General features: G+C 70.7%; 26 protein-coding genes. 10 read left to right on the top strand and 16 right to left on the bottom strand.

The window, feature by feature from the left end:
* Nucleotide 1: 1 nt before the first annotated feature.
* The 4 genes from ACWDR4_RS04235 to ACWDR4_RS04220 are packed head-to-tail and all read right to left on the bottom strand — an operon-like array spanning nt 2 to nt 2,289.
* Nucleotides 2–424 carry a MaoC family dehydratase gene (locus ACWDR4_RS04235; RefSeq protein WP_450403665.1) on the bottom strand — a complete coding sequence of 141 codons (423 nt, stop codon included), beginning with the start codon at nt 422–424 and terminating at the stop codon, nt 2–4.
* A complete protein-coding gene (locus ACWDR4_RS04230) occupies nt 421–876 on the bottom strand; it encodes an FAS1-like dehydratase domain-containing protein (RefSeq protein WP_450403662.1) in 456 nt (151 codons plus the stop codon). The genes ACWDR4_RS04235 and ACWDR4_RS04230 overlap by 4 nt, the downstream gene beginning before the upstream one ends.
* 41 nt (nt 877–917) lie before the next feature.
* Nucleotides 918–1,778, bottom strand: a complete 861-nt coding sequence (locus ACWDR4_RS04225) for an enoyl-CoA hydratase-related protein (RefSeq protein ID WP_450403660.1) — start codon at nt 1,776–1,778, stop codon at nt 918–920.
* Between the two features lie 4 nt (nt 1,779–1,782).
* A complete protein-coding gene (locus ACWDR4_RS04220; protein WP_450403658.1) occupies nt 1,783–2,289 on the bottom strand; it encodes a PaaI family thioesterase in 507 nt (168 codons plus the stop codon).
* 147 nt (nt 2,290–2,436) lie between these two features.
* Here ACWDR4_RS04220 and ACWDR4_RS04215 point away from each other — a divergent pair, with 147 nt between their 5' ends.
* A complete protein-coding gene (locus ACWDR4_RS04215; protein ID WP_450403657.1) occupies nt 2,437–3,657 on the top strand; it encodes a CaiB/BaiF CoA transferase family protein in 1,221 nt (406 codons plus the stop codon).
* 248 nt (nt 3,658–3,905) lie between these two features.
* Here ACWDR4_RS04215 and ACWDR4_RS04210 read toward each other — a convergent pair whose 3' ends face one another.
* The 4 genes from ACWDR4_RS04210 to ACWDR4_RS04195 are packed head-to-tail and all read right to left on the bottom strand — an operon-like array spanning nt 3,906 to nt 7,516.
* Nucleotides 3,906–4,661, bottom strand: a complete 756-nt coding sequence (locus tag ACWDR4_RS04210) for an SDR family NAD(P)-dependent oxidoreductase (protein WP_450403655.1) — start codon at nt 4,659–4,661, stop codon at nt 3,906–3,908.
* Entirely contained in the window at nt 4,661–5,185 is a 525-nt protein-coding gene (locus tag ACWDR4_RS04205; RefSeq protein WP_450403653.1) for a nuclear transport factor 2 family protein, read from the bottom strand. Before ACWDR4_RS04205 ends, ACWDR4_RS04210 begins: the two co-directional genes overlap by 1 nt.
* Nucleotides 5,182–6,363 (bottom strand): acyl-CoA dehydrogenase family protein, encoded by a 1,182-nt coding sequence (locus ACWDR4_RS04200; protein ID WP_450403651.1) that lies wholly within the window; start codon nt 6,361–6,363, stop codon nt 5,182–5,184. The genes ACWDR4_RS04205 and ACWDR4_RS04200 overlap by 4 nt, the downstream gene beginning before the upstream one ends.
* 28 nt (nt 6,364–6,391) lie before the next feature.
* Nucleotides 6,392–7,516 (bottom strand): acyl-CoA dehydrogenase family protein, encoded by a 1,125-nt coding sequence (locus ACWDR4_RS04195; RefSeq protein ID WP_450403648.1) that lies wholly within the window; start codon nt 7,514–7,516, stop codon nt 6,392–6,394.
* A gap of 139 nt (nt 7,517–7,655) precedes the next feature.
* On the opposite strand from ACWDR4_RS04195, the gene ACWDR4_RS04190 reads away from it, so the two are divergent.
* Together ACWDR4_RS04190 and ACWDR4_RS04185 are read left to right on the top strand one after the other, a co-directional pair.
* Nucleotides 7,656–8,477, top strand: a complete 822-nt coding sequence (locus tag ACWDR4_RS04190; protein WP_450403647.1) for an enoyl-CoA hydratase/isomerase family protein — start codon at nt 7,656–7,658, stop codon at nt 8,475–8,477.
* 37 nt (nt 8,478–8,514) lie between these two features.
* Entirely contained in the window at nt 8,515–9,015 is a 501-nt protein-coding gene (locus tag ACWDR4_RS04185) for a MaoC family dehydratase (RefSeq protein WP_450403644.1), read from the top strand.
* Here the strand turns inward: ACWDR4_RS04185 and ACWDR4_RS04180 are convergent.
* Nucleotides 8,994–10,409 carry a family 1 glycosylhydrolase gene (locus ACWDR4_RS04180; RefSeq protein ID WP_450403641.1) on the bottom strand — a complete coding sequence of 472 codons (1,416 nt, stop codon included), beginning with the start codon at nt 10,407–10,409 and terminating at the stop codon, nt 8,994–8,996. The two genes, ACWDR4_RS04185 and ACWDR4_RS04180, sit on opposite strands and share 22 nt — an antisense overlap.
* A gap of 108 nt (nt 10,410–10,517) precedes the next feature.
* Nucleotides 10,518–11,384, bottom strand: coding sequence for a crotonase/enoyl-CoA hydratase family protein (locus tag ACWDR4_RS04175; protein WP_450403640.1), 867 nt, complete (start codon nt 11,382–11,384; stop codon nt 10,518–10,520).
* Between the two features lie 139 nt (nt 11,385–11,523).
* Here ACWDR4_RS04175 and ACWDR4_RS04170 point away from each other — a divergent pair, with 139 nt between their 5' ends.
* The 4 genes from ACWDR4_RS04170 to pepN all read left to right on the top strand — a co-directional run bounded on the left by ACWDR4_RS04170 (nt 11,524) and on the right by pepN (nt 17,021).
* Nucleotides 11,524–12,309 (top strand): enoyl-CoA hydratase/isomerase family protein, encoded by a 786-nt coding sequence (locus ACWDR4_RS04170; protein ID WP_450403637.1) that lies wholly within the window; start codon nt 11,524–11,526, stop codon nt 12,307–12,309.
* Nucleotides 12,310–12,312: 3 nt separating this feature from the next.
* Nucleotides 12,313–13,455: an acyl-CoA dehydrogenase family protein gene (locus ACWDR4_RS04165; RefSeq protein ID WP_450403636.1), complete on the top strand. Its 1,143-nt coding sequence runs from the start codon at nt 12,313–12,315 to the stop codon at nt 13,453–13,455.
* Nucleotides 13,452–14,474, top strand: a complete 1,023-nt coding sequence (locus ACWDR4_RS04160; RefSeq protein ID WP_450403634.1) for a TIGR03617 family F420-dependent LLM class oxidoreductase — start codon at nt 13,452–13,454, stop codon at nt 14,472–14,474. Before ACWDR4_RS04165 ends, ACWDR4_RS04160 begins: the two co-directional genes overlap by 4 nt.
* 108 nt (nt 14,475–14,582) lie before the next feature.
* Nucleotides 14,583–17,021, top strand: coding sequence for an aminopeptidase N (pepN, locus tag ACWDR4_RS04155; RefSeq protein WP_450403632.1), 2,439 nt, complete (start codon nt 14,583–14,585; stop codon nt 17,019–17,021).
* Between the two features lie 25 nt (nt 17,022–17,046).
* On the opposite strand, the gene ACWDR4_RS04150 is transcribed toward pepN, so the two are convergent.
* The 6 genes from ACWDR4_RS04150 to ACWDR4_RS04125 form a co-directional block, all read right to left on the bottom strand.
* Nucleotides 17,047–17,805, bottom strand: coding sequence for a FadR/GntR family transcriptional regulator (locus ACWDR4_RS04150; protein ID WP_450403630.1), 759 nt, complete (start codon nt 17,803–17,805; stop codon nt 17,047–17,049).
* A gap of 5 nt (nt 17,806–17,810) precedes the next feature.
* On the bottom strand, nt 17,811–18,212 hold the full coding sequence (locus ACWDR4_RS04145) for a Zn-ribbon domain-containing OB-fold protein (RefSeq protein WP_450403627.1): 402 nt from the start codon (nt 18,210–18,212) through the stop codon (nt 17,811–17,813).
* The gene (locus ACWDR4_RS04140) at nt 18,209–19,360 is read right to left on the bottom strand and encodes a thiolase family protein (protein ID WP_450403625.1); all 1,152 of its coding nucleotides are present in this window, start codon (nt 19,358–19,360) and stop codon (nt 18,209–18,211) included. The genes ACWDR4_RS04145 and ACWDR4_RS04140 overlap by 4 nt, the downstream gene beginning before the upstream one ends.
* Before the next feature lie 4 nt (nt 19,361–19,364).
* Entirely contained in the window at nt 19,365–20,954 is a 1,590-nt protein-coding gene (locus ACWDR4_RS04135; protein WP_450403623.1) for an AMP-binding protein, read from the bottom strand.
* A 28-nt stretch (nt 20,955–20,982) separates the two neighbouring features.
* Nucleotides 20,983–22,473, bottom strand: coding sequence for an aldehyde dehydrogenase family protein (locus ACWDR4_RS04130; RefSeq protein WP_450403620.1), 1,491 nt, complete (start codon nt 22,471–22,473; stop codon nt 20,983–20,985).
* Nucleotides 22,474–22,583: 110 nt separating this feature from the next.
* Nucleotides 22,584–23,726 (bottom strand): acyl-CoA dehydrogenase family protein, encoded by a 1,143-nt coding sequence (locus tag ACWDR4_RS04125; protein ID WP_450403618.1) that lies wholly within the window; start codon nt 23,724–23,726, stop codon nt 22,584–22,586.
* Nucleotides 23,727–23,811: 85 nt separating this feature from the next.
* Here ACWDR4_RS04125 and ACWDR4_RS04120 point away from each other — a divergent pair, with 85 nt between their 5' ends.
* The 3 genes from ACWDR4_RS04120 to ACWDR4_RS04110 are packed head-to-tail and all read left to right on the top strand — an operon-like array spanning nt 23,812 to nt 26,534.
* Nucleotides 23,812–24,567: an SDR family NAD(P)-dependent oxidoreductase gene (locus ACWDR4_RS04120; RefSeq protein ID WP_450403616.1), complete on the top strand. Its 756-nt coding sequence runs from the start codon at nt 23,812–23,814 to the stop codon at nt 24,565–24,567.
* Between the two features lies 1 nt (nt 24,568).
* Nucleotides 24,569–25,348, top strand: a complete 780-nt coding sequence (locus tag ACWDR4_RS04115) for an enoyl-CoA hydratase/isomerase family protein (RefSeq protein WP_450403614.1) — start codon at nt 24,569–24,571, stop codon at nt 25,346–25,348.
* Nucleotides 25,349–25,379: 31 nt separating this feature from the next.
* A complete protein-coding gene (locus ACWDR4_RS04110; protein WP_450403612.1) occupies nt 25,380–26,534 on the top strand; it encodes a CaiB/BaiF CoA transferase family protein in 1,155 nt (384 codons plus the stop codon).
* The last annotated feature ends 14 nt before the right edge of the window (nt 26,535–26,548 follow it).

Genomic DNA, 26,548 nt, shown 5'->3' with positions numbered 1-26,548 from the left:
TTCACTGCTCCAGGCGGGCCGCCGCGGTGCCGGTGACCACCTCGGCGCCGTCCTGGTTGAGGGTGCGCAGGGAGAAGTGCGCGACCGGGCCGGACGCCGTCTCCTCGATCGACTCGACGGTGGCCGTGGCGGTGAGGGTGTCGCCGGGCCAGACCTGGGCCTTGAAACGCACACCGAAGCGGAGCAGCGACTCCACGCCGACCCAGTCGGTGAGAACCCGGCCGGTCATGCCCATCGTCAGCATGCCGTGGGCGAAGACCCCGGGGTATCCGGCGGCGTCGACGGCGAACCTCTCGTCGGTGTGCAGCGGGTTGAAGTCTCCGGACGCGCCCGCGTACTGCACGATCCGGGTGCGCTTGAGGTCGTCGACGAGGACGCTCTCGCGCGTCTCGCCGACCTTGATGTCGTCCGGGCTCAGGCTCATCGGGCGTCCTCCTTACGGGTGGCGGGGCCCTCGGGCACGACGGCGACCGTCTTGGCGCTGACGACCGGCTCGCCGTCCGCGTCCCGGTACTCGGTGATGCGCTCGCTGAAGAGCAGCCGGCCGCTGCGGCCCTGCCTCTCCCAGCTGCGTCCGAGGGTGAAGTGGGCGTACAGGGTCTCGCCGGCGCGGACCGGGCGGTGGTACTCGAAGTGCTGCTCGGCATGCAGCCCGCCGCCGCCCTCGGCCATCACCCCGGGCCCCGCACCGGACCCGAACCACTCCTCACCGGGCTTGGGCCGCAGGTGGTAGTCGGGGTCGTGGTGGGCGCTCGCCATGGTGAAGGTGGGCGGGGCGAGCGGGGCGTCGCCCTGGTACGCGGGGTTCTCGTCGCCGATGGCGCGGGCGAACATCAAGATGTGCCCGGCCTCGACCGGGAACGGCTGCCCTGTCATGGTCGCGTACTCCTACTCATCGGTCAGTCCGGTCGGTTCGGTCAGTACGGCAGGAACGCGTCGCGGGTGGCCTCGTCCGGGTCGAAGTCCGGCGGGAGTCCCTCGAACTTCGGCTCCCGCTTTTCGACGAAGCTCGCCACGCCCTCACGGAAGTCCGGCGAGCCCGCGAAGAACTCCATCGCGGAGTAGGAACGGGCGAGGGCGTCGGTGAAGGTGCGGTCGAGATCGCCGTAGACCTGGTGGCGTACGACGGCCATGGCGCGCGGGGAGCAGTTGCGGGCGATGTCCCGGGCGTAGGCACGGGCGGCGTCGAGCAGGTCCTCGGGTTCCACGACACGGCTGACCAGGCCGAGGGCCTTGGCCTCGTCGGCGTCGAAGACCCGGCCGGACAGCAGCAGGTCGAGGGCGTTCTCCAGGCCGACGACGCGCGGCAGGACGTACGGCAGGTTGTACTCTCCGGCCAGGCCGCGGCGGGTGAAGGCGGTGGTGAAGCGGGCGCCTCGGGCGGCGAAGCGGATGTCGCAGATGAGCGCCTGGACCAGGCCGATGCCGGCGCAGGCGCCGTTGACGGCGGCGATGAGCGGCTTCGGCATGTCACGCCTGCTGTACATGGGGACGCGGGCCTGGAGGTTGAGGGACTGGCCCGGCTGGGCGTTCTGTTCCAGACGCTGGACGTCCATGCCGGGGCAGAAGGCCCTGCCCGCACCCGTGACGATCACGGCACGGACGGCCGGGTCGTGGGCGGCCTCGTCGAGGAGCGCGAAGAAGCGGCGCTCCATGGGGAGGCTCCAGGCGTTCTTGCGCTCGGGCCGGTTGAGGGTGACGGTGGCGACGCCGTCCTCGTCGACCTCGTACAGCACCAGGTCCAGGTCCTGTGGCGGAACCACGGGTTCCTCAGGCATCACGTCACTCCTCGTCCAGTGGTTCGAGGTCCAGTGGTTGGATGGGGTCGCCGACGCCCGGCCGTTCCCCGGAGATGGTCACCACCACCTGTCCGCGCGCGCAGATGCGGCCGTCGGTCATCACGTCGACATCGGCGAAGTGCAGCCTGCCTCCGCGCCGCACGCAGCGCGCGTAGGCGACGGCCTCCCGGCCCCGGGCGGGTGCGAGGTACTGCACCGACATCGACACGGTGCTGAGCAGACTCCCCTTCGTGAAGTCGTGCCCGGCGATGACGGCTCCGGCGCCCGCGGTGTCGATGAGTGCCGAGATGACTCCGCCGTGGAAGACGCCCTCGTGGGCGGAGAGGGACTCGGCGTAGGGAAGCAGCACCTCGACGGCGTCCGGGTCCCAGCGTGTCACGCGGATGCGGCAGAGGCGGTTGAAGGCGACCCCGCGCTCCCAGCGGGCCCGGAACCAGGTCCGGCGTTCGCGCTGCTCCTGGTCGGTGAGGGTTCTCGCCGCGACGGTCATCAGCACGCCCTCCGGTCTCGGCCTGTCGGCCGATCGATATAGTTACATGAATCAGCTAGTTGAGGCAATCGTACGGGTCAACCAGGAGGGCCGTATGTATTATTTATCTAACTCATTCTGCTGTTAGTCGCACAGGGAGGCGCCTCGATGCCGTCGACCGCACTGGCCGGGATCCGTGTCCTCGATCTGTCCCGCATCCTCGCCGCACCGCTGGCCACCCAGATGCTGGCCGACCTGGGCGCCGAGGTGATCAAGGTCGAACGGCCCGGAACGGGGGACGACTCACGGACTTACGGCCCGCCCTTCGCGCCCGGGCCCGAGGGCGAGGGCGACCGGACGGACACCGCCGCCTTCTACCTCGCCTGCAACCGCAACAAGCGGTCGGTGACCGTCAATCACGCAACCGCCGAGGGGCAGGAGCTGATCCGTGCGCTCGCCGCGCGGTCGGACGTGGTGGTCGAGAACTTCCGGGCGGGGACGCTGGCGAAGTACGGGCTGGACCAGGAGAGCCTGCGGGAGGTGAACCCTCGGCTGGTGTACCTGTCGGTGACCGGCTTCGGCCAGACCGGGCCGTACGCGTCCCGTCCCGGGTACGACGGGATCTTCCAGGCCATGTCCGGGATGATGAGCGTCTCCGGGCATCCCGAGGAGCCGATGAAGGTCGGCATCAGCATGGTCGACATCCTCACCGGGCTGTACGCCTCCACGGCCGTGCTCGCCGCCCTGCGGCACCGGGACGTCACCGGCGAGGGCCAGTACATCGACCTGTCCCTGCTGGACTGCGGCCTGGCCTCGTTGTCGCACTTCGCGATGAACTACCTGGTCTCCGGGGAGGTTCCGAAGCGGCGCGGCAACGGTGGGTACGGGGGGATTCCGTCCCAGGCATTCCAGTGCGCGGACAAGCCACTGTTCCTCGTCGCGGGCAACGACAAGCAGTTCGCCGGGTTCTGCGCGGCGGCCGGGCGCACCGACCTGCTCCAGGATCCGCGGTTCGCGACGACGTCCGCGCGGATTGCCCATCGCGAGGAGATTCTGCCGGTGCTGGCGGCGGTCCTGCGGACGCGAACGCGGGACGAGTGGCTCGCCGTTCTCGACGAGCACGACGTCCCCGCAGGCCCGTTCAACGAACTGCCGGATGTCTTCGCCGATCCGCAGATACGGCATCGGGGGATGCTGGTCGAGGTCGAGGATCCGGTGTCGGGGCAACGCCTGCCGATGCTCGCGAATCCGATCCGGTTGACGGGGACTCCCGTGGAGGGGTACGTGGCGCCGCCTGCGTTGGGTGAACATACGGCCGAAGTCCTGGGCGAGCTGGCCGGGGTGACGGAGGGTCAGCTTCTGGGGCTGCGGGGTCGGGGGGTCGTGTAGGCGGTTTTTTTCGCCCCCGCCGCCCCTACCCATTCCCATCCCTGGGGGCTGCGCCCCCAGACCCCGCTACGGCCCTGAACGGGCCTTGTCCTCAAACGCCGGACGGGCTGGATGGTGCCGGCTGGCGCTTGGGTTTTTAGCCCGTCCGGCGTTTGAGGACGAGCGCGTTCAGCGCGATACGGGGGTTCGGGGGGCGGAGCCCCCGAGGATGGGACGGGTAGGGGCGGCGGGGGCGAGAACACACCGCCTCAGCCGAGCAGCGTTCGCCCGCCCTCCAACATCAGCGTCGCCCCCGTCAGATACCCCATGTCATCACTCACCAACGCCACCACCGCCCGCCCGATATCCCTCTCCGGATCCCCCATCCGACCCAAGGGAATCCCGGCGATCACACCCCTCTCCTTCTCCGGGTGATCCCCGAAATACGCCTCCGCCGCCGGACTCAGCGCCGCCGGGCAGACGACGTTCACGCGGATCCCGTACGCCCCCCACTCCCGCGCAGCCACCCGCGTCAGCCCCCGGACGGCCTCCTTGGCCATGGCGTACGCCGCGAACGTCACCTCACCCTGCACCGCCGCCGACGACCCGAGGTTCACGACACTCCCACGGCTCGCCCGGAGATACGGCAGGGCCGCCTGCATCGCGTGGAACGTGGCCAACGGACCGCTGCGGTAGGTGAGTTCGACGTCGTCGTACGACGTCTGCTCCAGCCTCCGCTGGACCGACGACTGCGCGTTGTTGACCAGTACGTCCAGCCCGCCGAACTCCCGCACCGTCTCCGCCACCATCCGGTCGACGTCCGCCCGCTCCCCCACGTCCCCGACAACGGTATGCACCCGACCGCCGCGCCCGGCGATCTCGTCGGCCGTGTCCTTCAGCTTGCCCTCCGTGCGGCCGGTGATCACCACGGACGCTCCCTCGGCGGCCAGCGCCAGCGCGATACCGCGTCCCACGCCCTGCCCTCCACCGGTGATCAGTGCCGTCTTGCCAGACAACCGCGCCATTACGTCGTCTCCTTCCAGAAAGGCGCCCAGGAGGGGAACGCCCCGGGCAACGCTGGTTCTCCGGCTCCCTCCCAGCCGTTGAAGCCCACCGCCTGGGGGCGTTCCGTCACGTCCGCCGCGTACCAGTGCTGTTCGCGGCGCCGGGAGAAATACCACTCGCCGTCCACGCGCGCGTAGTCGTCCCGGTAGCAGATCGCCATCACGATCCACCGGTCTCCCACCTCGTGCTCGGCCCGGCAGTAGACCGCACCGGTCGCCGTGTCCCGGCCGGTGAACTCGACGCGGTGGCCGCAGATCTGGTGGACGGACCGGTGGAAGCCACGCACCAGGGGTTCGATGTGCCGGCGCAGGACCTGCCGGCCGCGACCGTGGCGTCCCATGTCGACGTCGGGCCGGAAGCAGCCGACCCAGGCGTCGAGGTCCCGGGAGTCGACGGCGAGCGCGTAGCGGATGGGCAGTTGCTGGATCGCCAGCTGCGACTCGACGCGGTCCAGCCGCTCCTCGATGGAGGCTGTGGAGGTCATGGGCGGGGCTCCTTCGGTAGGCCCAGCAATTGCTCGCCGATGATGTTGCGCTGGATCTCGCTCGATCCGCCGTAGATCGTCTCCGCGAGGGAGAGCAGGAACGAGCGTTGCCGGGTGTCCAGGCCGTAGTCCTCGCCGACGATCTGTGCGGCCGGGCCTGCCAACTCCATGGCCAGGTGGCCCAGTTGCTGATGCCGCGTCGACGCGTACAGCTTCGCCGTGACCGCCTGCGCGCCCGGAGTGCGGCCCGCGGTCAGTTCGGCGAGGGTCCGCAGGTTGGTGGTGCGCATGATGCGTACGGAGATCCAGGCGTCCACGATCCGGCGGCGCAACATCGGATCGTCGAGTGCGCCCCGGGCCCGGGCGAGGTCGATCAGCGCCTCGGCCTCCCGTTCGAAGGTGAGCTGCTGGGGCAGGAGCGTGGTGCCGCGTTCGATGCCGAGGGTGGCCATCGCCGTGCGCCAGCCCTGGCCGGCCTCGCCCACGACCATGTCAGCGCCGGTACGCGCATCCGAGAGGAACACCTCGGCGAACTCGTCCTGGCCGGCGAGGTTGCGGATCGGGCAGATCTCCACGCCCGGCTGGTCGGTGGGCAGGAGCAGCAGGGTCAGTCCCTTGTGGCGGACGGAATCCGGGTCGGTGCGGGCAAGGACGTACAGCCAGTCGGCGTGGACGCCGAACGACGTCCACACCTTCTGTCCGCTGACCACCCACTCTCCCCCGTCGTCGCGTTCCGCCCGAGTACGGACCGACGCGAGGTCGGAGCCGGCGCCCGGCTCGCTGAAGCCCTGGCCCCACAACTCCTCGACGGCGAGGATCGGCGGCAGGAAGCGTTTCCGCTGCTCCTCGCTGCCCACCTTCAGCAGCATCGGGCCCAGCAGGTCGAGGGCGTTGACGGTGGCCCGGTAGGGGGCGTTCGCACGGGCGTACTCGTACTCGAAGACGATCTCCTCCAGGAGGCTGAGGCCTCTGCCCCCGTACTCCTGCGGCCAGCCGACGCCCAGCCACCGGCCTGCGGACAGCTCGCGGTCCCAGGCGAGGCGGACCTCCCAGGCCTCGCCGTCCGTCGGGCCGCCCACGCCCCGGTGATCAGCGAACTCCCCCACGAGATGGTCGGCCAGCCAGTCCCGCACCTCGTCGCGGAAGTCGCGTACGGCGGGCCCGAAGTCCAGTTCCATGGCCTCTCCTCTGCTCCTCTGCCGATGATCAGATGCCGAGCCGCGCGGCCAGCAGTTCGCGGTGGTACGACGGTGTGCCGAGAAGCACCTCACTGCTCTTGGCGCGCTTGAAGTACAGGTGCGCGGGGTGCTCCCAGGTGAAGCCGATTCCGCCGTGGACCTGGATGTTGTCGCCGGCCACCCTGGTGAACGCCTCCGAGCAGAAGGCCTGCGCGAGGGCCGCCGCGATGGCGATCTCCGTCTCGTCGCCCGCGTCCAGCGCCCACAATCCGCCGTACGCGGCCGAACGGGCGCACTCGATCTCCATGAGCATGTCGGCGCACTTGTGCTTGATCCCCTGGAACGAGCCGATGGGCCGGCCGTACTGCTCGCGGATCTTCGCGTACTCCACGGCCGCGTCCAGGGCCGCCGCCGCTCCCCCGACCTGTTCGGCGGCCAGCAGGACGGAGGCTGTGGCCAGGGTGCGTTCGAGGCCCGGCCATGCCGCGCCCTCGGTGCCGAGCAGCCGGGCCGGGGTGTCCGTGAACTCCAGCCTCGCCTGTTTGCGGGTCTGGTCGAGGGTGGGGAGGGAGGTGCGGGTGAGGCCCTGCGCCTCGGCGTCCTCCACCGCGAAGAGGCTGATGCCGGGCGACTCGGTGCGCGCGGCGACCAGGAGCAGGTCGGCCAGGTGTCCGTCGGGGACGTACGTCTTCGCGCCCGTCAGCCGCCATCCGTTCGTCGTCTCGTGTGCGGTTAGCCGGATGCCTCGCTCGTCCCAGCGGCCGTTGTCCTCGGTGAGCGCGAGCGTGGCCACCGTGTCGCCCGAGGCGATGCCCGGGAGCAGCTCGGCGCGGGCGGGCTCGTCGGCGCAGCGCAGGAGTGCCTCGGCGGCCAGGGCGACGGTGGCGAAGTACGGGCCGCACAGCAGCGCGCGGCCCGCCTCCTCGAAGACGATGCCGAGGTCGACGTAACCGAAGCCGGAGCCGCCGTACTCCTCCGGTACGGCGAGTCCCTGGAGCCCGAGTTCGCCGGCCATCCGCCGCCAGACGACAGGTTCGTGGCCCCCCGGGTCGGCGGCCGGTCGGCGTACCTCCGTCTCGTCGGAGTGCTTGGCGAGGAACGAGCGTACGACCTTGCGGAGTTCGTCCTGTTCCTCGCTGAAGGTGAGATCCATGCCGAGCTTCCCGTCCTCGGTGCGGCGTTCCCCGGTGCAGTGCTTCCCGGTGCGATGTCACATGCGGGCTGCTTGCCGCCCACCCCCCGATACAGTTAGATAATTATAGTATCCGCACTGAATACACCAGGAGCGCGACGTGACCGATCTCTACGCCCCGTTCACGAGCCTGACCTTCGAGCGGCCCGCGCCCGGCGTGCTCCGGATCGTGCTCGACGCACCGAACCTCAATGCCGTGGATCCCCGGATGCACAGCGAGCTGGCCGAGATCTGGCCGGTGGTCGACCGGGACGAGCAGACCCGTGCGGTGCTGGTCCAGGGGGCGGGCAGGGCCTTCTCGGCGGGCGGCACCTTCGACTCCATCGAGGCCATGACCGAGGAGTACGCGGTGCGTGCCCGCGTGATGCGCGAGGCCCGGGACATGGTCTACGGCGTCATCAACTGTTCGAAGCCGGTGGTATCCGCGATCCATGGCCCGGCGGTCGGTGCGGGGCTGGTCATCGGCATGCTGGCGGACATCTCCATCGCCGCCCGTACGGCGAAGATCGTCGACGGGCACACGCGACTCGGGGTCGCCGCCGGCGACCATGCCGCCATCTGCTGGCCGCTGCTGTGCGGTATGGCCAAGGCCAAGTACTACCTGCTGACCTGCGAGACGCTCACCGGCGAGGAGGCCGAGCGGATCGGGCTGGTGTCGAAGTGCGTGGACGACGCGGACGTGCACACGGAGGGCCTGCGGGTGGCGACCGCGCTGGCCGCCGGGCCGGCCAGCGCCATCAGCTGGACCAAGCGGTCCCTCAACCACTGGTACCGCACCGCGCAGCCGATTTTCGAGGCCTCGCTCGGGCTGGAGTTCTTCGGTTTCGCGGGCCACGAGGTCGTCGAGGGGCTGGGCGCCCACCGCGACAAGCGCAGCCCGGACTTCGAGGGCGTGGCCGGCAAGCATCCCCTCGACCTGTGACCACCACCCGCGACCACCCGTACGAGAGGAACCGTTCATGTCGCCGGAGCAGACCATCACCGAAGTCCCCCCGCTGGTACGGGGGTTGACATACGAGGAGATGCCGGTGGGCCAGGTCTTCAGGACCGCCCGCCGTACCGTCACGGAGACGGATCTCGTCAACTTCGTCACCTGGGGCGGCTTCAACGAGCCCCTTTTCTGGGACGCCTCGCACGCGGCGGACGGCGGCTACACCGGGCGGCTCGTCCCGGGGGCGCTCACGTACGCCATGGCCGAGGGGCTCGTCCTCCAGACGAACGTGCTGCACGGCACGGGACTTGCCTTCCTGCACATGGAACTCACGGTCCAGGGGCCGGTGTACGTCGGCGACACCCTGTACGCCGTCGTCGAGACCACCGGCTCCCGGCCCTCCAGCAGGCCCGGCCGGGGCGTGGTGACCAGCCGGATCAGCGTGCGCAACCAGCGGGACGACGAAGTGCTCGTGTACACGCCGGTCCGGCTGATCCGCGGCAGGGACTACGAGGCCCCGGCGCCCTGAGCCCCGGGCTCGGCCGGCACCAGACGCAGCCCGGCCGCCCGGCCCGACTCGGGTACGGCGGCGTCGGCGAAGGCGCCGTCGTGCAGCCAGTCGGCGGGCATCGGGGGGCGCGGCCCGGGCTCGTGGTCCGGGACCGCCATCGCGTACAGGCGGGTGTAGCGGAACTTGGCCTCCAGGTTGTCGAGGACCGACCAGTACTCGTAGCCGCACACCTCCACCCCGGCCGCGACGAGTCCCGCGAGCCAGGAGAGCCGGGCGCGCAGCAGGGTCCGGCGGCGGGTGTCGTCGCTGTGTCCGGTGCCGTCGACGAGGTCGAGGTCGCCCATGCCGTTGTCCACGACGGAGAGCGGCGGCAGCAGGTCGCCGTAGAGGTCGTAGAGGCCCGCGACGGCGTCGGCGAGCCCTTCGGGGATGATCGGCCAGCCGTAGGCGGTGGTCTCCACGTCCTCGAAGGGGACGATCGCGAAGCCCAGGCCCATGAGCAGGCGGTTCACCTCGTTGAGGGCGCTGCGGCAGTGCGTGGTCGGCAGCACTCGGGGCAGGTTCTCGGGTGCGGTGACACGGAACGGGGTGTGCCAGGACAGGCACAGCAGGTCCTGCGCGGTGGCGATGACGTCCAGGTCGCCGGGGCGTACGCAGCCGGTTGCGGTCACCGGTGAGATGTCGTCCTCGGTCACCATGTGCTCGCCGAGCAGCAGGGGGTCGAGGAAGAGGCGGTTGGTCCAGCTCTCCAGGCGTTCCAGGGCGAGCCGGTCGTAGGGGTCGTCGGTGGCCGCGTAGCCGCCGACGAGGGTGACCGTGGTGCCGATCCGGCCGCTCGCGCCGACGGCCCTGAGGGCCTGGGTGGCGAGGGCGTTGGCGAGCAGGATGTGATGGACGGCGGCCAGGCCCGCGCGGCCGACTCCCCGGCCCGGTGTGTACATTCCGGCCACATGGTCGGCGAGGGTGGGTCCGGCCAGGTCGGTCGAGGTGATCCAGCGATCCACGCGGTCGCCGAAGCGCCGGCCCAGTTCGGCGGCGTACGCGGCGAAGTGCTCGGCGGTGTCGCGGGCGAGCCAGCCGCCTGTGGCGTCCAGCCAGGGCGGCAGGGAGCGGTCGAACAGGGTGAGGCTCGGCCGAGTGCCATGCGCGAGGAGGGAGTCGAGCGCGCGGTCGCAGCGGTCCAGGGCGGCGCGGTCCCAGCTGCCGGGGCCGTCAGGCTGGAGCTGCGGCCATCCCGCGGCCATGCGGTGCGTGTCGGCGGTGACGCCGGTCAGGTGCCGGATGTCGTCGGTCCACTGCCGGAAGTGACCGGTCTGCTCGGCAGGGTGAGGCGGTGGGGCCGCGAGGGTGTCCGCGGTGGCGACCCCCCAGTCGACATCGCGGAGGGATTCGTGCAGGAAACCATCGCTCATGGTTACCGTCCAGCGGTGAATGGTTCAGCGCATTCAACTGAATGCCCGCCGGGCGGACGCTAACACTTCACGCACACTACGACAATGTTTCGGCCAGATCTCGCGAACCTAGGACTCCAGTGGCCGGAACTCTTCCTCCTGCCACCAGGGGTAGACGGGCGGCATGTCCTCGCTGACCCGGCCAGGGAAGGCGGGCGGGCGCTTGGCGAGGAACGACTCGACGCCCTCCACGGGGTCGGGGCCGCCGCCGATCTGGCTCATGATCCGCGAGTCGAGCCGGTGCGCGGCCATCGGGTGGGGTTCGCCGAGCATCCGCCACATCATCTGGCGGGAGAGGGCGACCGAGACCGCGGAGGTGTTCTCGGCGATCTCCCGGGCGAGTGCGTACGCGGCCGGCAGCAGTTCCTCGGGCGGGTGCACGGAGCGGACGAGCCCGGCCGCGAGGGCCTCGTCGGGGCCGAAGACCCGGCCGGTCGCCACCCATTCCATGGCCCGCTGCATGCCCACGGCCCGTGGCAGGAACCAGCTCGCCGCGGACTCCGGCACGATGCCGCGGCGCGCGAAGACGAAGCCGAACTTCGCCGAGGTCGACGCCAGCCGGATGTCCATGGGCAGGGTCATGCTGGCCCCGACACCCGCCGCCGGGCCGTTGACGGCCGCGATGACCGGCTTGGTGCTGGAGAAGATCCGCAGCGCGACCCGGCCACCGGTGTCCCGGTGCCAGGCGCCGGCCTTGCGGTGGTCGAAGGACGTGCCGCCGGAGCTGACGTCGGCGCCCGCGCAGAATCCGCGCCCGGCGCCGGTCACCACGATCACCCGTACGCCGTCGTCGGCGTCGGCCGCGTCCAGGACGTCGAGCAGGTCGGCCATCATGCGCGGGTTGAACGCGTTGAGCTTCTCGGGACGGTTCAGCGTGACGGTGAGGACCCGGTCCGCCACCTCGGCCCGCACGGTCTCGTACTCCTGCTCCGGCATTCGTGCCCTCCGTCGTCAGCCTCGTCGTCCTGCGACCGGTTCCCCGCAAGCGTCCCCTGCCGGCGTTCCCTGCCAGCCGAATTAGTTATACCATTCAACTCTACTGACTCATTCTGGGATTGCGGCGGTGGGTGTGGACATGGCGGATCTGGTGGTGACGTCCCATGGACCGGTCCGGCTGATCGAGCTGAACCGGCCGGACCAATTCAACTCGATGAGCGAGGAGTTGCACTCCGGACTCGCGTCGGTGTGGGAGACGGTCGCCGACGATCCCGAGGCACGGGTGGTCGTGCTCACCGGGCGCGGGCGGGCGTTCAGCGCGGGCGGCAACTTCGACATCATGACCCGGGTCCAGCGCGACCGTGCTTTCCGGGAGCGGAACGTCGACGAGGCCCGGCGGATCATCACCGGCATGGTCCGCTGCCCGCTGCCGGTGATCTCGGCGGTCAACGGCCCCGCAGTAGGCCTCGGCTGCAGCCTGGCCCTGCTCAGCGACCTCGTACTGATCGCCGACGACGCCTACATCGCCGACCCGCATGTCCAGGTCGGGCTCGTCGCGGGCGACGGCGGGGCCCTCGTACTGCCCCTGCTGGTCGGACTGACCCGGGCGAAGGAGCTGCTGTTCCTCGGCGACCGGGTGAGCGCCGAGGACGCGGTCCGGCTGGGCATCGCCAACCGCGCCGTACCGAAGGACAAGCTCCTTGACGAGGCCATGGACCTCGCCGGACGGCTGGCCGCACTGCCCGCGCAGGCGCTGCGCGAGACCAAGCGCGCGGTGAACCTGCATCTGGAGCAGGCGCTCGCGACCGTACTGGAACCCGCGCTGCTCGCCGAGCGGGACAGCATGCACTCCCCGGACCACATAGCCGTGGTCGAGAAGATCATCGCGTCCCGTGCCGGTCGCCGAGCCGGTGGGGAGGGCTGAGGAATGGACTTCGCGTTCAGCGAGGAGCAAGCCGAACTGGGGCGCACGGTACGGGCGTTCCTGGCGGACACCTCGCCGGAGACCGAGGTACGGCGGCTGATGGAGACCCCCGAGGGCTTCGACCCGGCACTGTGGCGCCGGATGGGGGCCGAGCTGGGGCTTCAGGGGCTGGCCGTCCCGGAGGAGTACGGCGGTGCCGGCTGCGGGCCGGTCGAAGTGGGCGTGGTGATGGAGGAGATGGGCCGTGCGCTGCTGTGCGCGCCGTTCCTGTCCTCGGCCGTGCTCGCGACGACCACGCTGCTGCGCTCCGCCGACGAGGACGCCCGCAAGAGCCTGCTGCCGGGCCTGGCCTCCGGTGAACTCGTCGGAACGCTGGCCCTGAACGAGGACTCCGCCCGCTGGGATGCGGCGGGGGTCGGCCTCACCGCCCGGGAGAGCAACGGGAGTTGGCTGCTGACCGGACACAAGATGTTCGTCCTCGACGGCGCCACCGCCGATGTCGTCCTGACCGTCGCCCGTACCGATGACGGCATCGGCGTCTTCGTCGTGGACGGCGACGCGACCGGTCTGACCCGTGAGCCGCTGCCCACGATGGACCCGACCCGCAGGCAGGCGCGCCTCGACTATCACGACGTACCGGCGACCCGGCTGCGTACGCACGGCGACGGCTGGGACCTGGTCGCCGAGGTGCTCGACCGGGCCGCGGTGGCGCTGGCCGCCGAACAGGTCGGCGTGGCCTCCCGGGCGCTCGACATGGCGGTGGAGTACGCCAAGGTGCGGCACCAGTTCGGGCGGCCCATCGGCTCCTTCCAGGCCGTGAAGCACCTGCTGGCCGATGTCCTGCTGGAGGTGGAGTCGGCCCGCGCCGCCGCGCACTACGCGCTGCTCGCCGCCCAGAACGAGGCCCCGGAGCTGCCCGCCGTGGCGAGCCTGGCCAAGGCGTTCTGCTCCGACGCCTGTCTGCAGGCGGCGGCGGAGAACATCCAGGTCCACGGCGGTATCGGCTTCACCTGGGAGCACCCGGCCCATCTGTATCTGAAGCGGGCCAAGACATCACAGTTGCTGTTCGGCGATCCCGCGTTCCATCGGGAGCTGCTGGCGCGACGCATCGGCATGAGCACAGAAGCAGGAGAGGGAGCGGCATGAAGGTCGACGGCAAGCTCAACGTCTGGGGCACCGCCGAGGTGGTCGAGGAGGCCCGGCACCACGAGAAGGCCGGGTACGACGGTCTGTGGGCGTCGGAGTCCAAGCACGACCCCTTCCTGCCGCTGGTCCTGGCGGCCGAGCACACCGACCGGCTGGAGGTCGGCACCGCCATCGCGGTGGCCTTCGCCCGCTCCCCCATGCAACTCGCGTACACCGCCCACGACTTGCAGACCTACGCCGGTGGACGGTTCTCGCTCGGCCTCGGCAGCCAGATCAAACCGCACATCGAGCGGCGCTTCGACATGCCGTGGAGCCGGCCCGCAGCGCGTATGCGGGAGTACGTGAGCGCGCTGCACGCCATCTGGGCCGCCTGGAACGAGGGCGAGAAGCTCAACTTCCGCGGCGACTTCTACTCGCACACCCTGATGTCCCCGTTCTTCTCTCCCCCGCCCGCGCCCGGCGGTCCGCCCAAGGTGTTCGTGGCGGCGGTCGGCGAGGCGATGACCCGGGTGGCGGGCGAGGTCGCCGACGGGCTCCTCGCGCACGGCTTCACCACCGAGCGGTATCTGCGGGAGGTGACCCTGCCGACCGTCGAGGCGGGGCTGGCCGCGTCCGGCCGTACCCGGGGCGACTTCTCCGTCTCCCATCTGCTGCTGACCGCGACCGGCCGTACGGAGGAGGAGATGGCCCGCGCGATCGACGGCACCCGTGCCCAGATCGCCTTCTACGGCAGCACTCCCGCCTATCGCGGGGTGCTGGAGCTGCACGGGTGGGGTGAACTCGGCGACGAGTTGCACGCGTTGTCCACGTCCCGGCGCGAGGACAAGTGGGAGGTGATGAGTGGGCTTGTGGATGAGGAGGTGCTCCGCACGTTTGCGGTGGTGGCGGAGCCGGAGGGGGTCGCGGGGGAAATTCGGCGCCGGTACGGGGCACTGGTCGACCGGGTGTCCTTCTACACGGCGTACGAGATCGACGCCAGGGTGTGGGAGCCGATCGTGCGGGAGCTGCGCGACAACTGAATCCTCGTACAGCCGCATGGGGCATCAAGCAGCCTTGTGAATTGCCTCCGTTCATTGGCGATCTCCGTCGTACGCTGACGTCCGATGTCTGCTGACGAAGGACGACGCATGGGGATCCGGAGCCTGACCCGTACCGAAGCCGAACGCCGGGCCGGGCTGTTGGCGGTCGAACGGTACGACGTGGACATCGACCTCACCGGCCTGGCGGAAGGGCCGGAGGTCCGGTGCGTCTCGACGGTGACGTTCACGTGCGCCGAGCCGGGTGCGGAGACCTTCGTGGACTGCGCGGCACAGATCCGCAGCGCCACGCTGAACGGCGTCTCCCTCGCCGCCACCGGTGACGGCGGCCGTATCCCCCTCCCCGGCCTGGCCTCGCACAACGTGCTGCGCGTGGAGAGTGTCCAGGCCGACACGGCCACGGGCGAGGGTGTGCACAAGGCGATCGACCCCGCGGACGGCGAGGTCTACGTCTGGATGAGCTTCGAACCGGACGAGGCCCGGTTCGTGTGGGCGTGCTTCGACCAGCCCGACCTGAAGGCCCCGCACGCCTTCACCGTCACGGCCCCGACCGCGTGGACCGTCACCAGCAACTCGGGCGACGCGCACATCGAGGAGCTGGACTCGGCCCGCCGCTGGACCTTCCCGGACACCCCGCCCCTGTCGGTGTACAACACCGTCGTCAACGCGGGCCCCTTCCACGAGATCCGCCGCGAGGCCGACGGGCACGACCTCGGCCTGTACGCCCGCCGTTCGCTGGCCGAGGTCCTCGACCACGACGCCGACGAGATCTTCACCCTCACCCGCCAGGGCCTCGCCTTCTATGGCGAGGTCTTCGCGATGCCGTTCCCGCAGCGCCGGTACGACCAGGTATTCATGCCCGAGTTCGGCGGGGCGATGGAGAACTACGGCTGCGTGACCTGGTCGGACGCCTACCTGCGGCGGGCCGTACCGACGCCCGCCGAGCGCGAGCTTTTCGCCAAGGTGCTGCTGCACGAGATGGCGCACATGTGGTTCGGCAACATCGTCACGATGCGTTGGTGGGACGACCTCTGGCTGAACGAGGCGTTCGCGGAGTTCGCCTGCCACTGGGCGGCCGAGCGCGCCACGCGGTACACCGACGCCTGGGCGGGCCATCTGGTGGGCGGCAAGCTCACTGCGTATCTGTCCGACCAGGGACCCGTCTCCCACTCGATCCACCAGCCGATTCACGATGTCGCCCAGGCCGCGTCGATCTTCGACAACATCACCTACCCCAAGGGCGCCTCCGTTCTCCAGCAGCTCATGACGTACGTCGGCGAAGAGAGATTCAGGGCCGGCATGGCCGCCTACTTCGCCCGCCACGCATGGGGCAACACCACGCTCCAGGACCTGATCGTCGCCCTCTCCAAGGCCAGTGGGCGCGACCTCGACGCCTGGCGGACGGCCTGGCTGGAGACGGCGGGCACCGACCGCTTCCTGCTGGAGCGTGACGGCGAGTCGGTCACCCTGGTGGCGGTCGGCACGCCGCGTCCGCAGGTGCTGGCGGTGGGGGCGTACGACAGGAACGGCGAGGCGCTGGAACGCAGCGCCCTGGTGCGGGTCGAGGTGACACAGGCCCGCACCCCGGTCGTCGGCCTCCCGCCGACGGCGGACCTCCTGCTGGTCAACGACGACGACCTGACCTTCGCCACGACCCGGCCGGATCCCACGACCAGGGACGCGCTGCTGCGTGCTGCCGCGGAGCTGCCCACGGCCATCTCCCGGGGCGCGGCCGGGGCCACCGTGTGGGACATGCTGACGACCGGCGAGGCCACGGCAGCGGAAGCCGGGCGCTGCATGACCGCGGTCCTGGCGACCGAGACCTCCGACGCTGTCATCGAGCCGTATCTGAACCTCGCCGGGAACATCGCCGAACTGTGGGCGCCGCCCGCCGAACGCGCCGGTCTGACGGCGGAGGTGGCGGCGGCCTGTCGGCGTCTCGCCGCGGATCCCGGCCGTCGTCAGGTCGCGCTGCGCGGTCTGGCCCGTACCGCGACGGACGCCGACGACCTGGCCTGGCTCCGTGAACAGGCGGGCGACGACGTGGACTTGCGCTGGCGTGCGCTGGTCCGTGAGGCGGAACTGGGCGGGGACGTCTCGTCCGAGACCGCCCGCCTGCTCGAACGTGACCCGGACCCGGACGCCTGGGTCCGCGTCCTCACGGTACGAGCCGCCTTGCCCGACCCCTCGGCGAAGGCGGAGGTCTGGCAGCAACTGGCCGTGGACCGCACCGTGCCCGTCAGCTCGGTCCACCATGTGGCCGCGGCCTTCTGGCGCCCCGCCCAGGAGACCCTGCTGGCACCCTACGCACACGAATACCTGGGGTTGATCACCGAACTCCACCGGGGCGGAATGATCCCCGCGATGACCTTCACCAGGCAACTCTTCCCACTGCACGGCATCGACCCCGCGTACATCGAGACGGCCCAGAAGGCGTCCCAGGAGGCAGCCCCGGTGGTCCGCACCACGCTGCTGGAGCGCTCGGACGCGGTCAGCCGTATGCTCCGCGCCCGCACCCGGAGCTCCTGACCGGGAGCCGCGGGCCCTGGCCGGGTCAGCCGAGCAGGTCCAGGACGGTGGTCATGGATCTGTTCTGTAGGAGGTAGTCCTCGGCCTCCTGGAGGTGTACGCGCCACAGTTCCTCGGCGGCCTCCGTGCGGCGGGCGGCCACCAGGTCGACGAGGGCGCCGTGGGCGCGGAAGCCGCGGCGGTTGGCGCGGATGTTTTCGGGGCTGCCGGCGTCGAGGTCGACGTGGGACCAGTTCGCCTGGTCGATGATGTGGCGGACCATGCCGTTGAGGACGCTGAGGGTCTCGTTGCCGGCCAGTTCCACGACGAGGGCGTGGAACTCCATGTGGGCGCGGATGAACGCCGACGGGTCGTCCATGAGCGCCTCGGCCTCGGCGACGGCGGCGCGCAGCCGCTCCAGGTCGTCGTCCGTGCGCCGCTCGGCCAGCAGACCGGCGCACGGGGCCTCGATCACCGTACGGGCGTCGTACACGTCCTTGAGGGTCGTACCCCGGTATTCGAGGACGACCCCGGCGTAGCGGGCGGCGACCGTGCCTTCCGGCGTCTGCACGCGTGCCCCGCCCCGGGCGCCCCTGCGCACGCTGATCAGCGACTCCGACTCCAGTACCCGGAACGCCTCGCGCAGCGTGGGCCGGGACACGGCGAACTCCGCCATCAGTGCCGTCTCGGCGGGCAGCGCCTCCCCTTCGGCCAGTTCGCCGCGCACGATCTTGCGGCGCAGCTGTGCCGCGACCAGCTCGGCCATCTTGGGGACCCGTACCGGCGTGTTCGCCACTGCGTCCATCTCCCTCAGTCACCCGCGTCCGGTACGAAGTACGGCAGTGCGATCTCGTCGGTGAGCGCCCGGAAGTCCACGCGGACCCGCATGCCGATGACCACGCGGTCCGGGTCGCCCGCGTCGACGTGGGACAGCAGGGTGCCTCCGTCGTCCAGGTCGATCACCGCCAGCGCGAAGGGCGTGTCGAACCCGGGCCCCGGCACACGGTGGACGACGGTCACCGAGTAGACGGTCCCCCGGCCCGCGCTCGGCGCGTACCGCCAGTCCCGTGCCATGCAGCCCGGACAGGCCGGCTCGGGCACGAAGAAGCGCAGTCCGCAGCCCGGGCAGTGCGGGACGACCAGGTCACCGCGCCGGGCCGCGTCCCAGAAGGACCGGGACAGCTCGGTGGGGACGGGTACGGGCCGGCTCATCGCATCCTCCCGAGGACGCTCATCTCGTAGTGCTGCGCCCCGGATCCGGCGTTGCCGACGACGGCCAGCTCCGCGCCCTCGACCTGGTGCACGGCGGTGCCGCGCAACTGCCGTACGGCCTCGACGACTTTGAGCGTCATCTGCTGGGTGCCGTTCCAGGCGTACGCCAGACAGCCGCCGTCCGGATTGACGGGATGCTTGCCGCCGACGGCGATGGCACCGGAGGCGGCCAACGGCCCTCCCTCGCCCTCCTCGCACAGCCCGAGGGCCTCCAACTGCCGTATGACTTCGAAGGAGTTGGGGTCGTAGAGGGAGAAGACGTCCACGTCGTGGGGACCGACGTCGGCCATGGCGTAGGCGCGGGTCGCCGCGTCCCGGCCGAGTTGTCCGACCTCCCGGTGGAGAGCCGGGTTGGCGTACGCGGCCTGGTGGTACTCCATGCCGCCGCCGAGTACGGCGACGGGCGGGTGCGGGAGGTCGCGGGCGCGTTCGGCGGTCGTGACCACGAGGGCGGCGCCGCCCTCGCCGACGATGCAGCAGTCCAGCAGATGGAACGGTGTGGCCACCATGCGGGAGGCGAGCACGTCGTCGGCGGTGTACGGGCCGCGCCCGAACATCATCGCCTCCGGGTTGGTGGTGCCGTTGTTGCGGATGGTGGCGGCGACCTCCGCGAGCTGGCGGGAGGTCGTCCCGTACTCGTGCATGTGCCGGGCCGCGACCAGCGCGAACTGGGCGACGACATAGCTGCCCCACACATCGGCGAACTCCAGCGGCACCCCGGCCCCGACCGGACCGGCGCCGCGCGCGACCAGCTTGCAGCCACCGACGACGACGGTGTCCGCGAAGCCTGCCCGGACGGCTGCCGCCGCCTTCAGCAGCCCGCGGGAGCCCGCGTTGTCGAGCATCGAGTCGCTGGTCCAGCGCAGGTCACGGCCGAGCATGCGCGCCCAGGAACTGCCCTCGCCGGGTACGCCCCCGGGGCCTGGCCAGTCGACCTGGGCGCCGTCGACGTCCGCCGGGGTCAGCCCGGCGTCCGCGATCGCGCCGCTCACCGCTTCGAGGGCGAGGTCCATGGCGTCGCGGTCGGGGAGGGTCAGCGCCTGTTCGGTGGCGTGGATGCCGACGACGACGGGTTGACGGGCGTTCACGGCGTCACCGTCCCGCGCCGAGCGTGTCGCCGCCGGGATAGCCGCCACCGCCGAAGCGCTCGTCGAGCGTCTCGTAGTCCTTGGCGAAGTCCTTCGTACGCGGCAGCGCCTCGACGAACTCGACCGTCTTCGGCTTCTTGTACGAGGCGATCCGCGCCCGGCAGTGTTCGATGACGTCCGCCGCCGTGACCCCGCCGCCGGTGTCCGGGTGGAGCACGACGACGGCCTTGACGTCCTGGGCCCAGCGCTCGTTGGGGACGCCGATCACGGCGGCCTCCTTCACCCCGGGATGGGACTCGATGCAGTTCTCGACCTCGGCGGGGAAGATGTTCTCGGCCGCCGACTTGAGCATGCGGGTCGTCGTCCCGAGGAAGCTGATCGTGCCGTCGGGCTCGCGCCGCCCGAGGTCGGTGGTGTGCCACCAACCGAAGCGGAAACGCTCCTCGTTGATCTCCGGCCGGTTCCAGTAGCCGAGGTGCACGAGGTCGCCACGGACGCAGATCTCGCCGGCCTCGCCGACCGCGCATTCCTCGCCGCTGCCGTCGAGGATGCGTACGGCGGTGAAGGGACCGGGGCGTCCCGCGTTGCCGGTGCCCGTGCCGCCGTAGGCGCCGGTCACGGCGAAGCCGGTCACCTCGGTCTGCCCGTAGCCTCGCCCCTCGCCGCCGCCGTTGCGGGTGAAGCGGCTGGTGTCGGTGGGGACCGTACCCTGCCACAGGGCGGCGGCGACGCTGGCGCGCAGATGGGAGAGGTCGTGGCCCGCTTCCCGGTTGAGGGCGACGAGTTGGGCGATGGTCGGCGGCATCAGATACGCGTGGGTGCACTGCTCGCCCGCCAGCAGCGGGAGCAGTTCCTCGGCGACCACGCGGCGGACGATCACGTTCTTGCCGCCGTGGACGAAGGCGGGGACGCCCCAGAACTGGTAGTTGCCGATGTGGAACATGGGTCCGGCGCCGAGGAAGGCGGTCTCCGTGCCGATGTCGCCCATCCAGGCGGCGCTCGCGCCCATGGCGAGCAGATTGCGGTGCGAGAGCATCGAGCCGGACTGCCGTCCGGTGATCGCGGCGGTGTAGATGACCAGGAGCGCGGAGTCGGGGTCGACAGCCACGTCCTCGGCGGCGGCCGGGTCCTCGGTCGCGCCTGAGGCCAGGAAGGCTTCGTACGAGTCCGGCCCCTCGGTGTCGTGCCGGAGCCACAACGCCCGTTGGTCGCTGCCCAGTTCGGCCCGTGCCTTGCCGACCGTCTCGCCGATCTCCTCGTCCTGCCAGACGACGACCTTGGGGTCGAAGTCCTCGACGGCGAACGCCATCTCGGGGGCGGCCCAGCGCCAGTAGCCGGGGCAGACCATGGCACCGATCTTCGCGGCGGCGCCGAGCAGCTCCCAGATCCGGAAGGAGTTCTGGCCCAGCCACAGGACGCGGTCGCCGGGGCCGACTCCCGCCTGGGCGAGGGCGTTCGCGAGACGGTTGGTGCGCTCGTCCAACTGTGGCCAGGTGAGCCGGACTTCGCCGTCCACGAGAGCGGTGCCGTCGGGGAAGGACCTTCGGTGTTCACGGATGAGGTCGCCGAACGTCAGGCGGCGGGCTGGGTGCATGCTCTTGGCTCCAGAAAGTGAGGGTTCGTCAGGCACGGCCGACACCCACGCCCTTGACGTTGATGAACTCGTCCAGACCGGCCCTGCCGCCCTCCCGGCCGAACCCGCTGAGGCCCACGCCGCCGAAGGGGGTCGCGGGCGAAGTGATCGGGTTCGGGCCCGGGTTGACGTAGACCGTCCCGGCCTTCAGGCGCGGCACCAGGCGGTTGACGCGCGCGATGTCACGGGACTGGATGTAGGCGGACAGGCCGTACTCGGTGTCGTTGGCGAGGGCGACGGCCTCGTCCTCCGTGTCGAAGGGCGTGATGGCCAGGACCGGGCCGAAGACCTCCTGCTGGGCGAGGTCGCTGCGGTTGTCGACGTCGGCGAAGACGGTCGGGGAGACGAAGTAGCCGTCGGCGTCGATGCGTTCACCGCCGAACACGAGCCGTCCCGCACCGTCTGCGACCGCCTTGTCGATCATGCCCTGGACGCGGTCGCGGGCGGCTTCGCTGACGAGGGGTCCGATGTACGTCGCCGGGTCGAGGGGGTCGCCGACGGGCAGGTGGGCCACGACACCGGTGACGCGGGCGACGACCTCGTCGTAGACCGGGCGCTCGACCAGCAGCCGGGTGGGCAGTGCGCAGCCCTGTCCGCTGTTGCTCATGGCGAAGGCCGCGCAGTACGGGACGACGGTGTCCAGGTCGGTGTCGGCGAAGAGCAGGTCGGCGGACTTGCCGCCGAGTTCGAACACGACGGGCTTGAGGGTCTGTGCCGCGTCGGCCATGATGCGGCGGGCGGTGGCGGGACCGCCGGTGAAGGAGATCTTGTCGACGCCGGGGTGTTTGACCAGGGCCGATCCGGCGTCGCCGAGTCCGGTGACGACGTTGATGACACCTTCGGGGAGGCCGGCCTCGCGCGCCAGGTCGGCGAAGAGCAGCGCGGAGAACGGCGTGGACTCGGCCGGTTTGATGACGACGGTGTTCCCGGCGGCGAGCGACGGAGGGACCTTCATCGCCAGTGAGAGAGCGGGCGAGTTCCAGGTGATGATGTGGCCGATGACGCCGTACGGCTCGGCGATGGTGTACTCGACGTTCTCGTGCGGGCTGTAGGCCGCGCCGACCATGCCCTCGATCTTGTCGGCCCAGCCGGCGTAGTACTCGGTCCACTCGGCGACGTGCGGCCCGACGTTGTCCGCCCAGCCGCCGACGCACACGCCGTTCTCCAGCGGGCAGATCGCCGCGAAGTCGGGGATGTGGTCGCGGAGGAGCCCGGCGAAGCGGGTGAGGAGCCGGCGCCGCTCGGCGGGGCGCATGGCACCCCACACCTCGAAGGCCTGACGTGCGGCGGCGACTGCCTGGTCCACCTCGGTGGGGCCCGCGAGCGGGATGTGCGCCTGGATCAGACCGGTCGCCGGGTTGCGGTGCTCGTGGAGTCCGCCGCTCGCGTCGGTGACGTCCTTGCCGCCGATGACCAGCCGGGGCTGCGGCAGGTCTCGCTCGGCTCTCTCCTGGTGCAGCTTCACATCGACCGTGACCACGGTGCCTCCTGGAGCCCGCTGCCCTCACATCCGTACAGCTTAAATAGATAACCTATTTAGCCGAACCAATCAATGCCTGCCACAGTCCTCCCCCTGCCGCAGCCCCCCTGTCACAGTCCCAGCGACCGCCCGATGATCTCCTGCATGATCTCCGAGGTCCCGCCGAAGACCCGCTGCACGCGGCTGTCGCGCCAGATGCGGGCGATCTCGTACTCGTTGACGTAGCCGTAGCCGCCGAACAGCTGCATACAGCGGTCGATGACCTCCCAGCCGGTCTCCGAGGTCCAGTACTTGGCCGCGGCGGCCTCCTCGGGCGTCAACTCACCCTGGAACAGGGCCATGATGCAGCCGTCGACGTAGACCCGGGCGACGCTCAGCTTCGCCCTGATGTCGGCCAGCGCGAACCTGTTCGCCTGGAACTGCCCGATCGGCTGCCCGAAGGCCGTACGGGTCCTGGCGTACTCAAGGGCCAGTTCGTAGGCCCGTTCGGCCGCCGCCAGCGAGGAGACCGCGATGGCGAGGCGCTCGGTCGGGAGGTTGCCCATCATGTGGTAGAAACCGCGCCCCTCCTGCCCGATGAGGTTCTCGGCGGGGACACGGACCTCGTGGAAGAAGAGTTCGGCGGTGTCCTGGGCCTTCATCCCGACCTTGTCGAGCTTGCGTCCGCGCTCGAAGCCCTCGGCGCCGCGCTCGACGACGATCAGGCTGATGCCCTTGTGGCCGGCGTCCGGATCGGTCTTGCAGGCGACGATGACCAGGTCGGCGAGGATGCCATTGGTGATGAAGGTCTTGGAGCCGTCGATCACCCACTCGTCGCCGTCCCGGCGGGCGGTGGTGCGGATGCCCTTGAGGTCTGACCCGGCGGACGGCTCCGACAGCGCGAGCGCGCAGATCGTCTCGCCGCCGATCACCCCTGGCAGCCAACGGGCCTTCTGCTCCGGGGTGGTGAGGTGCATGAGATAGGGCGGGACGACGTCGTTCTGCAGGCCGAGCCCGATGCCGACCGAGCTGGTGGCCGCCATCTCCTCCGCCATGATCGCGTTGTAGCGGAAGTCCCAGATCCCCTGCCCGCCGTACTCCTCCGGGAACTGCCAGCCGATGAGCCCGGCCTTGCCCGCCGCCGCCCAGGCGGCACGGCTCACCTGCCCGTCCCGCTCCCACTGCTCGGTGTGCGGGGCGCATTCGCGCAGGTAGAAGGTGCGGGCGGTGTCCCGGAACTGCTCGTGGTCCGCGGTGAAGATCGTCCGGCGCATACTCGACTCCGCTCAGGCATCTCGCTTATTTAGCACAAGTAGTTATACGATAGCGCTGTATCGGGGACTGGGCGAGGGAGGGCGCGTGAGCGTACGGGACAAGGTGGCACTCGTCACCGGAGCGGGACGCGGCATCGGCGAGGCGATCGCCGACGCGCTGGCCGCCGCCGGAGCCTCGGTCGCGGTCTGCGACCTGGACGCCGAGGCCGCCGCGAAGGTCGCGGCCCGGCTCACCGAGCGGTACGGAGTGCGGGCCGCCGGAGTCGGCGCGGACATCTCCGACAGCGCGGCCGTACAGGCCGCCGTGGAGCGGGTGAGCGCCGAACTCGGTCCGGTGGACGTCCTGGTCAACAACGCGGCCATCGACGTCATCGGGCGGTTCGTCGACAGTACCGAGGACACCTGGGACCGGATCATCGCCGTCAATCTGCGCGGCACGATCACGGTGACCCGGGCCGTGCTCGACCCGATGATCGAGCGCGGCGGCGGCCGGATCGTCCACATCGCCTCGGACGCCGGCCGGGTCGGTTCCTCCGGCGAGGCCGTGTACTCCGCGACGAAGGGCGGAGTCATCGCCTTCGGCAAGGCGCTCGCCCGTGAGGTCGCCCGGCACGGCATCACCGTGAACAGCGTCTGCCCGGGTCCGACCGAGACCGCGCTGCTCGGGCAGGTCGCCGAGTACAGCCAGAAGATGTACGACGCGACCCTGCGGGCGATCCCGCTGCGCCGTGTCGCCCAGCCGGGCGAGATCGCCGGTGTGGTGGCCTTCCTCGCGTCCGACGACGCCGCCTATGTGACCGGGCAGACGCTCTCGGTCAGCGGCGGCCTCACGATGGTCTGAGGTGAGCACCGTGCTGCGTGTCGAACTCCGCGACAGAATCGCCGTGTTGACCCTCGACCGGCCCCGGCAGCTCAATGCCGTCGGCTCGGAGACCGTGGAGCGGCTGAAGCAAGCCCTCGACGCCGTACGCGACAACGACGACGTACGCGCCCTGGTGGTGACCGGGGCGGGCCGGGCCTTCTCGGCCGGTGCCGACCTCGGGGAGATCGAGTCGTTCACCTCGCCCGGGCAGTTCCGTGCCTTCGTGGGCCGTCTGACGGAGGCGTTCGCGCTTCTCGACGAGTTCCCCAAGCCCTCGGTCGCCGCCGTGCACGGGTTCGCCTTCGGCGGCGGTCTGGAGCTGGCGCTCGCCTGCGATCTACGGGTGGTGGAGCGGGGCGCCCGGCTCGGATTGCCGGAGATGAAGCTCGGTGTCCTGCCGGGTGCGGGCGGGACCCAGCGGCTGCCGCGGCTGCTGCCGCCGGCGATCGCGAAGCAGATGATCCTCACCGGCGAGCCGATCGACGCGGAGCGGGCTCACGCGCTCGGGCTGGTCAACGAACTGGCCGAACCCGGTGAGGTGTTGAGGGTCGCCGAGACACTGGCCGCCACGCTGGCCGCCGGTGCTCCGCTGGCACTCGCGGCAGGCAAGCGGCTGATCGGGCACGGGCTCGGCATGGACCTGGAGGCGGCGATCGCCTACGAGCGCGAGACCGTCTCGGTGCTGTTCTCCACCGAGGACCGGGCCGAGGGACTCAAGGCCTTCCGGGAGCGCCGCCCCGGCGACTTCCGAGGCGTGTAGCAGGCGTACCGGAGAGACAGGGAGGTGGGTCGTGCGGCCACTGGAAGGCATTGCCGTCGTCGAGCTGGGCATGTGGGTGGCGGCTCCGGCCGCGGCCACCATGCTCGCGGACTGGGGCGCGGACGTGGTGAAGGTCGAGGCGCCGACCGGGGATCCCAACCGGTACACGCTCAAGCACGTCGGTCAGGACATCGACAGCGCGCCCCCGTTCGAGACCGACAACCGCGGCAAGCGCGGGATCGTCCTCGACCTGCGCTCCGAGGACGGCAAGGAAGCGCTGGAGCGGCTGCTGGAGCGCGCCGACGTGTTCGTCACGAACCTGCGCCCCGGCGCCCTGGAACGGCTGGGCCTGGCACCGGACGAGCTGCGCATCCGCCATCCCCGGCTGGTCGTCGGCACGTTGACCGGGTACGGCTGGACGGGCGCCGAGCGCGACCGGGCCGGGTACGACGTCTCCGCGTTCTGGGCCCGTCCCGGCATCGCCGCGATGCTCAACCCGGCCGGTGAGCCACCGCCCGGCATCCGGCCCGGCCTCGGTGACCGTACGGCCGCTTCCAACCTGGTCGCGGGGGTGCTGGCCGCGCTGCTGCGCCGGGAGCGCACCGGCGAGGGCGGTGTGGTCGACGTGTCCCTGCTGCGTTCCGGGACGTACGCCAACGGCAACGACCTCGCCCTGCAGAACTTCTTCGGCAAGCGCGGCCGGACCCGTCCCCGCACCGAACACGAGTCCCCGCTCTACAACAGCTACCGGACCGCCGACGACCGCTGGTTCTGGCTCGTCGGTCTGGAGGGCAACCGGCACTGGCCCGGAGTCGTCAAGGCACTCGGCCGCGCGGACCTGGAGACGGACGAGCGGTTCGCGACCGGCAGGGCCCGGCGTGGGCACGTACGCGAGCTGATCGCCGAGTTCGACGCGGAGTTCGCGCGGCGGACGCTGGCCGAGTGGGCGGAGCGGTTCGACGCCGAGGGTGTGTGGTGGGCGCCCGTACAGACGCTGGCGGAGGTGGCGGCCGATCCGCAGGCGGAGGCGGTCGGGGCGTTCGTGGAGCAGCCCGGCATGGGTGATGCACCACCGCTGCGGACGGTCTCGACTCCCGTCAGTTTCTGGGGAGTCGACGACAAACCGCGCGCCGGCGCCCCGACCCTCGGTGAGCACACCGACGACGTACTCCGCGAACTTCACTGACATCCCCTTACAGC

The sequence above is a fragment of the Streptomyces sp. NPDC000878 genome (assembly GCF_053599695.1).
The sequence above is the reverse complement of the archived record's forward strand: the minus strand, read 5'-3'. Positions and strand labels throughout refer to the sequence as shown.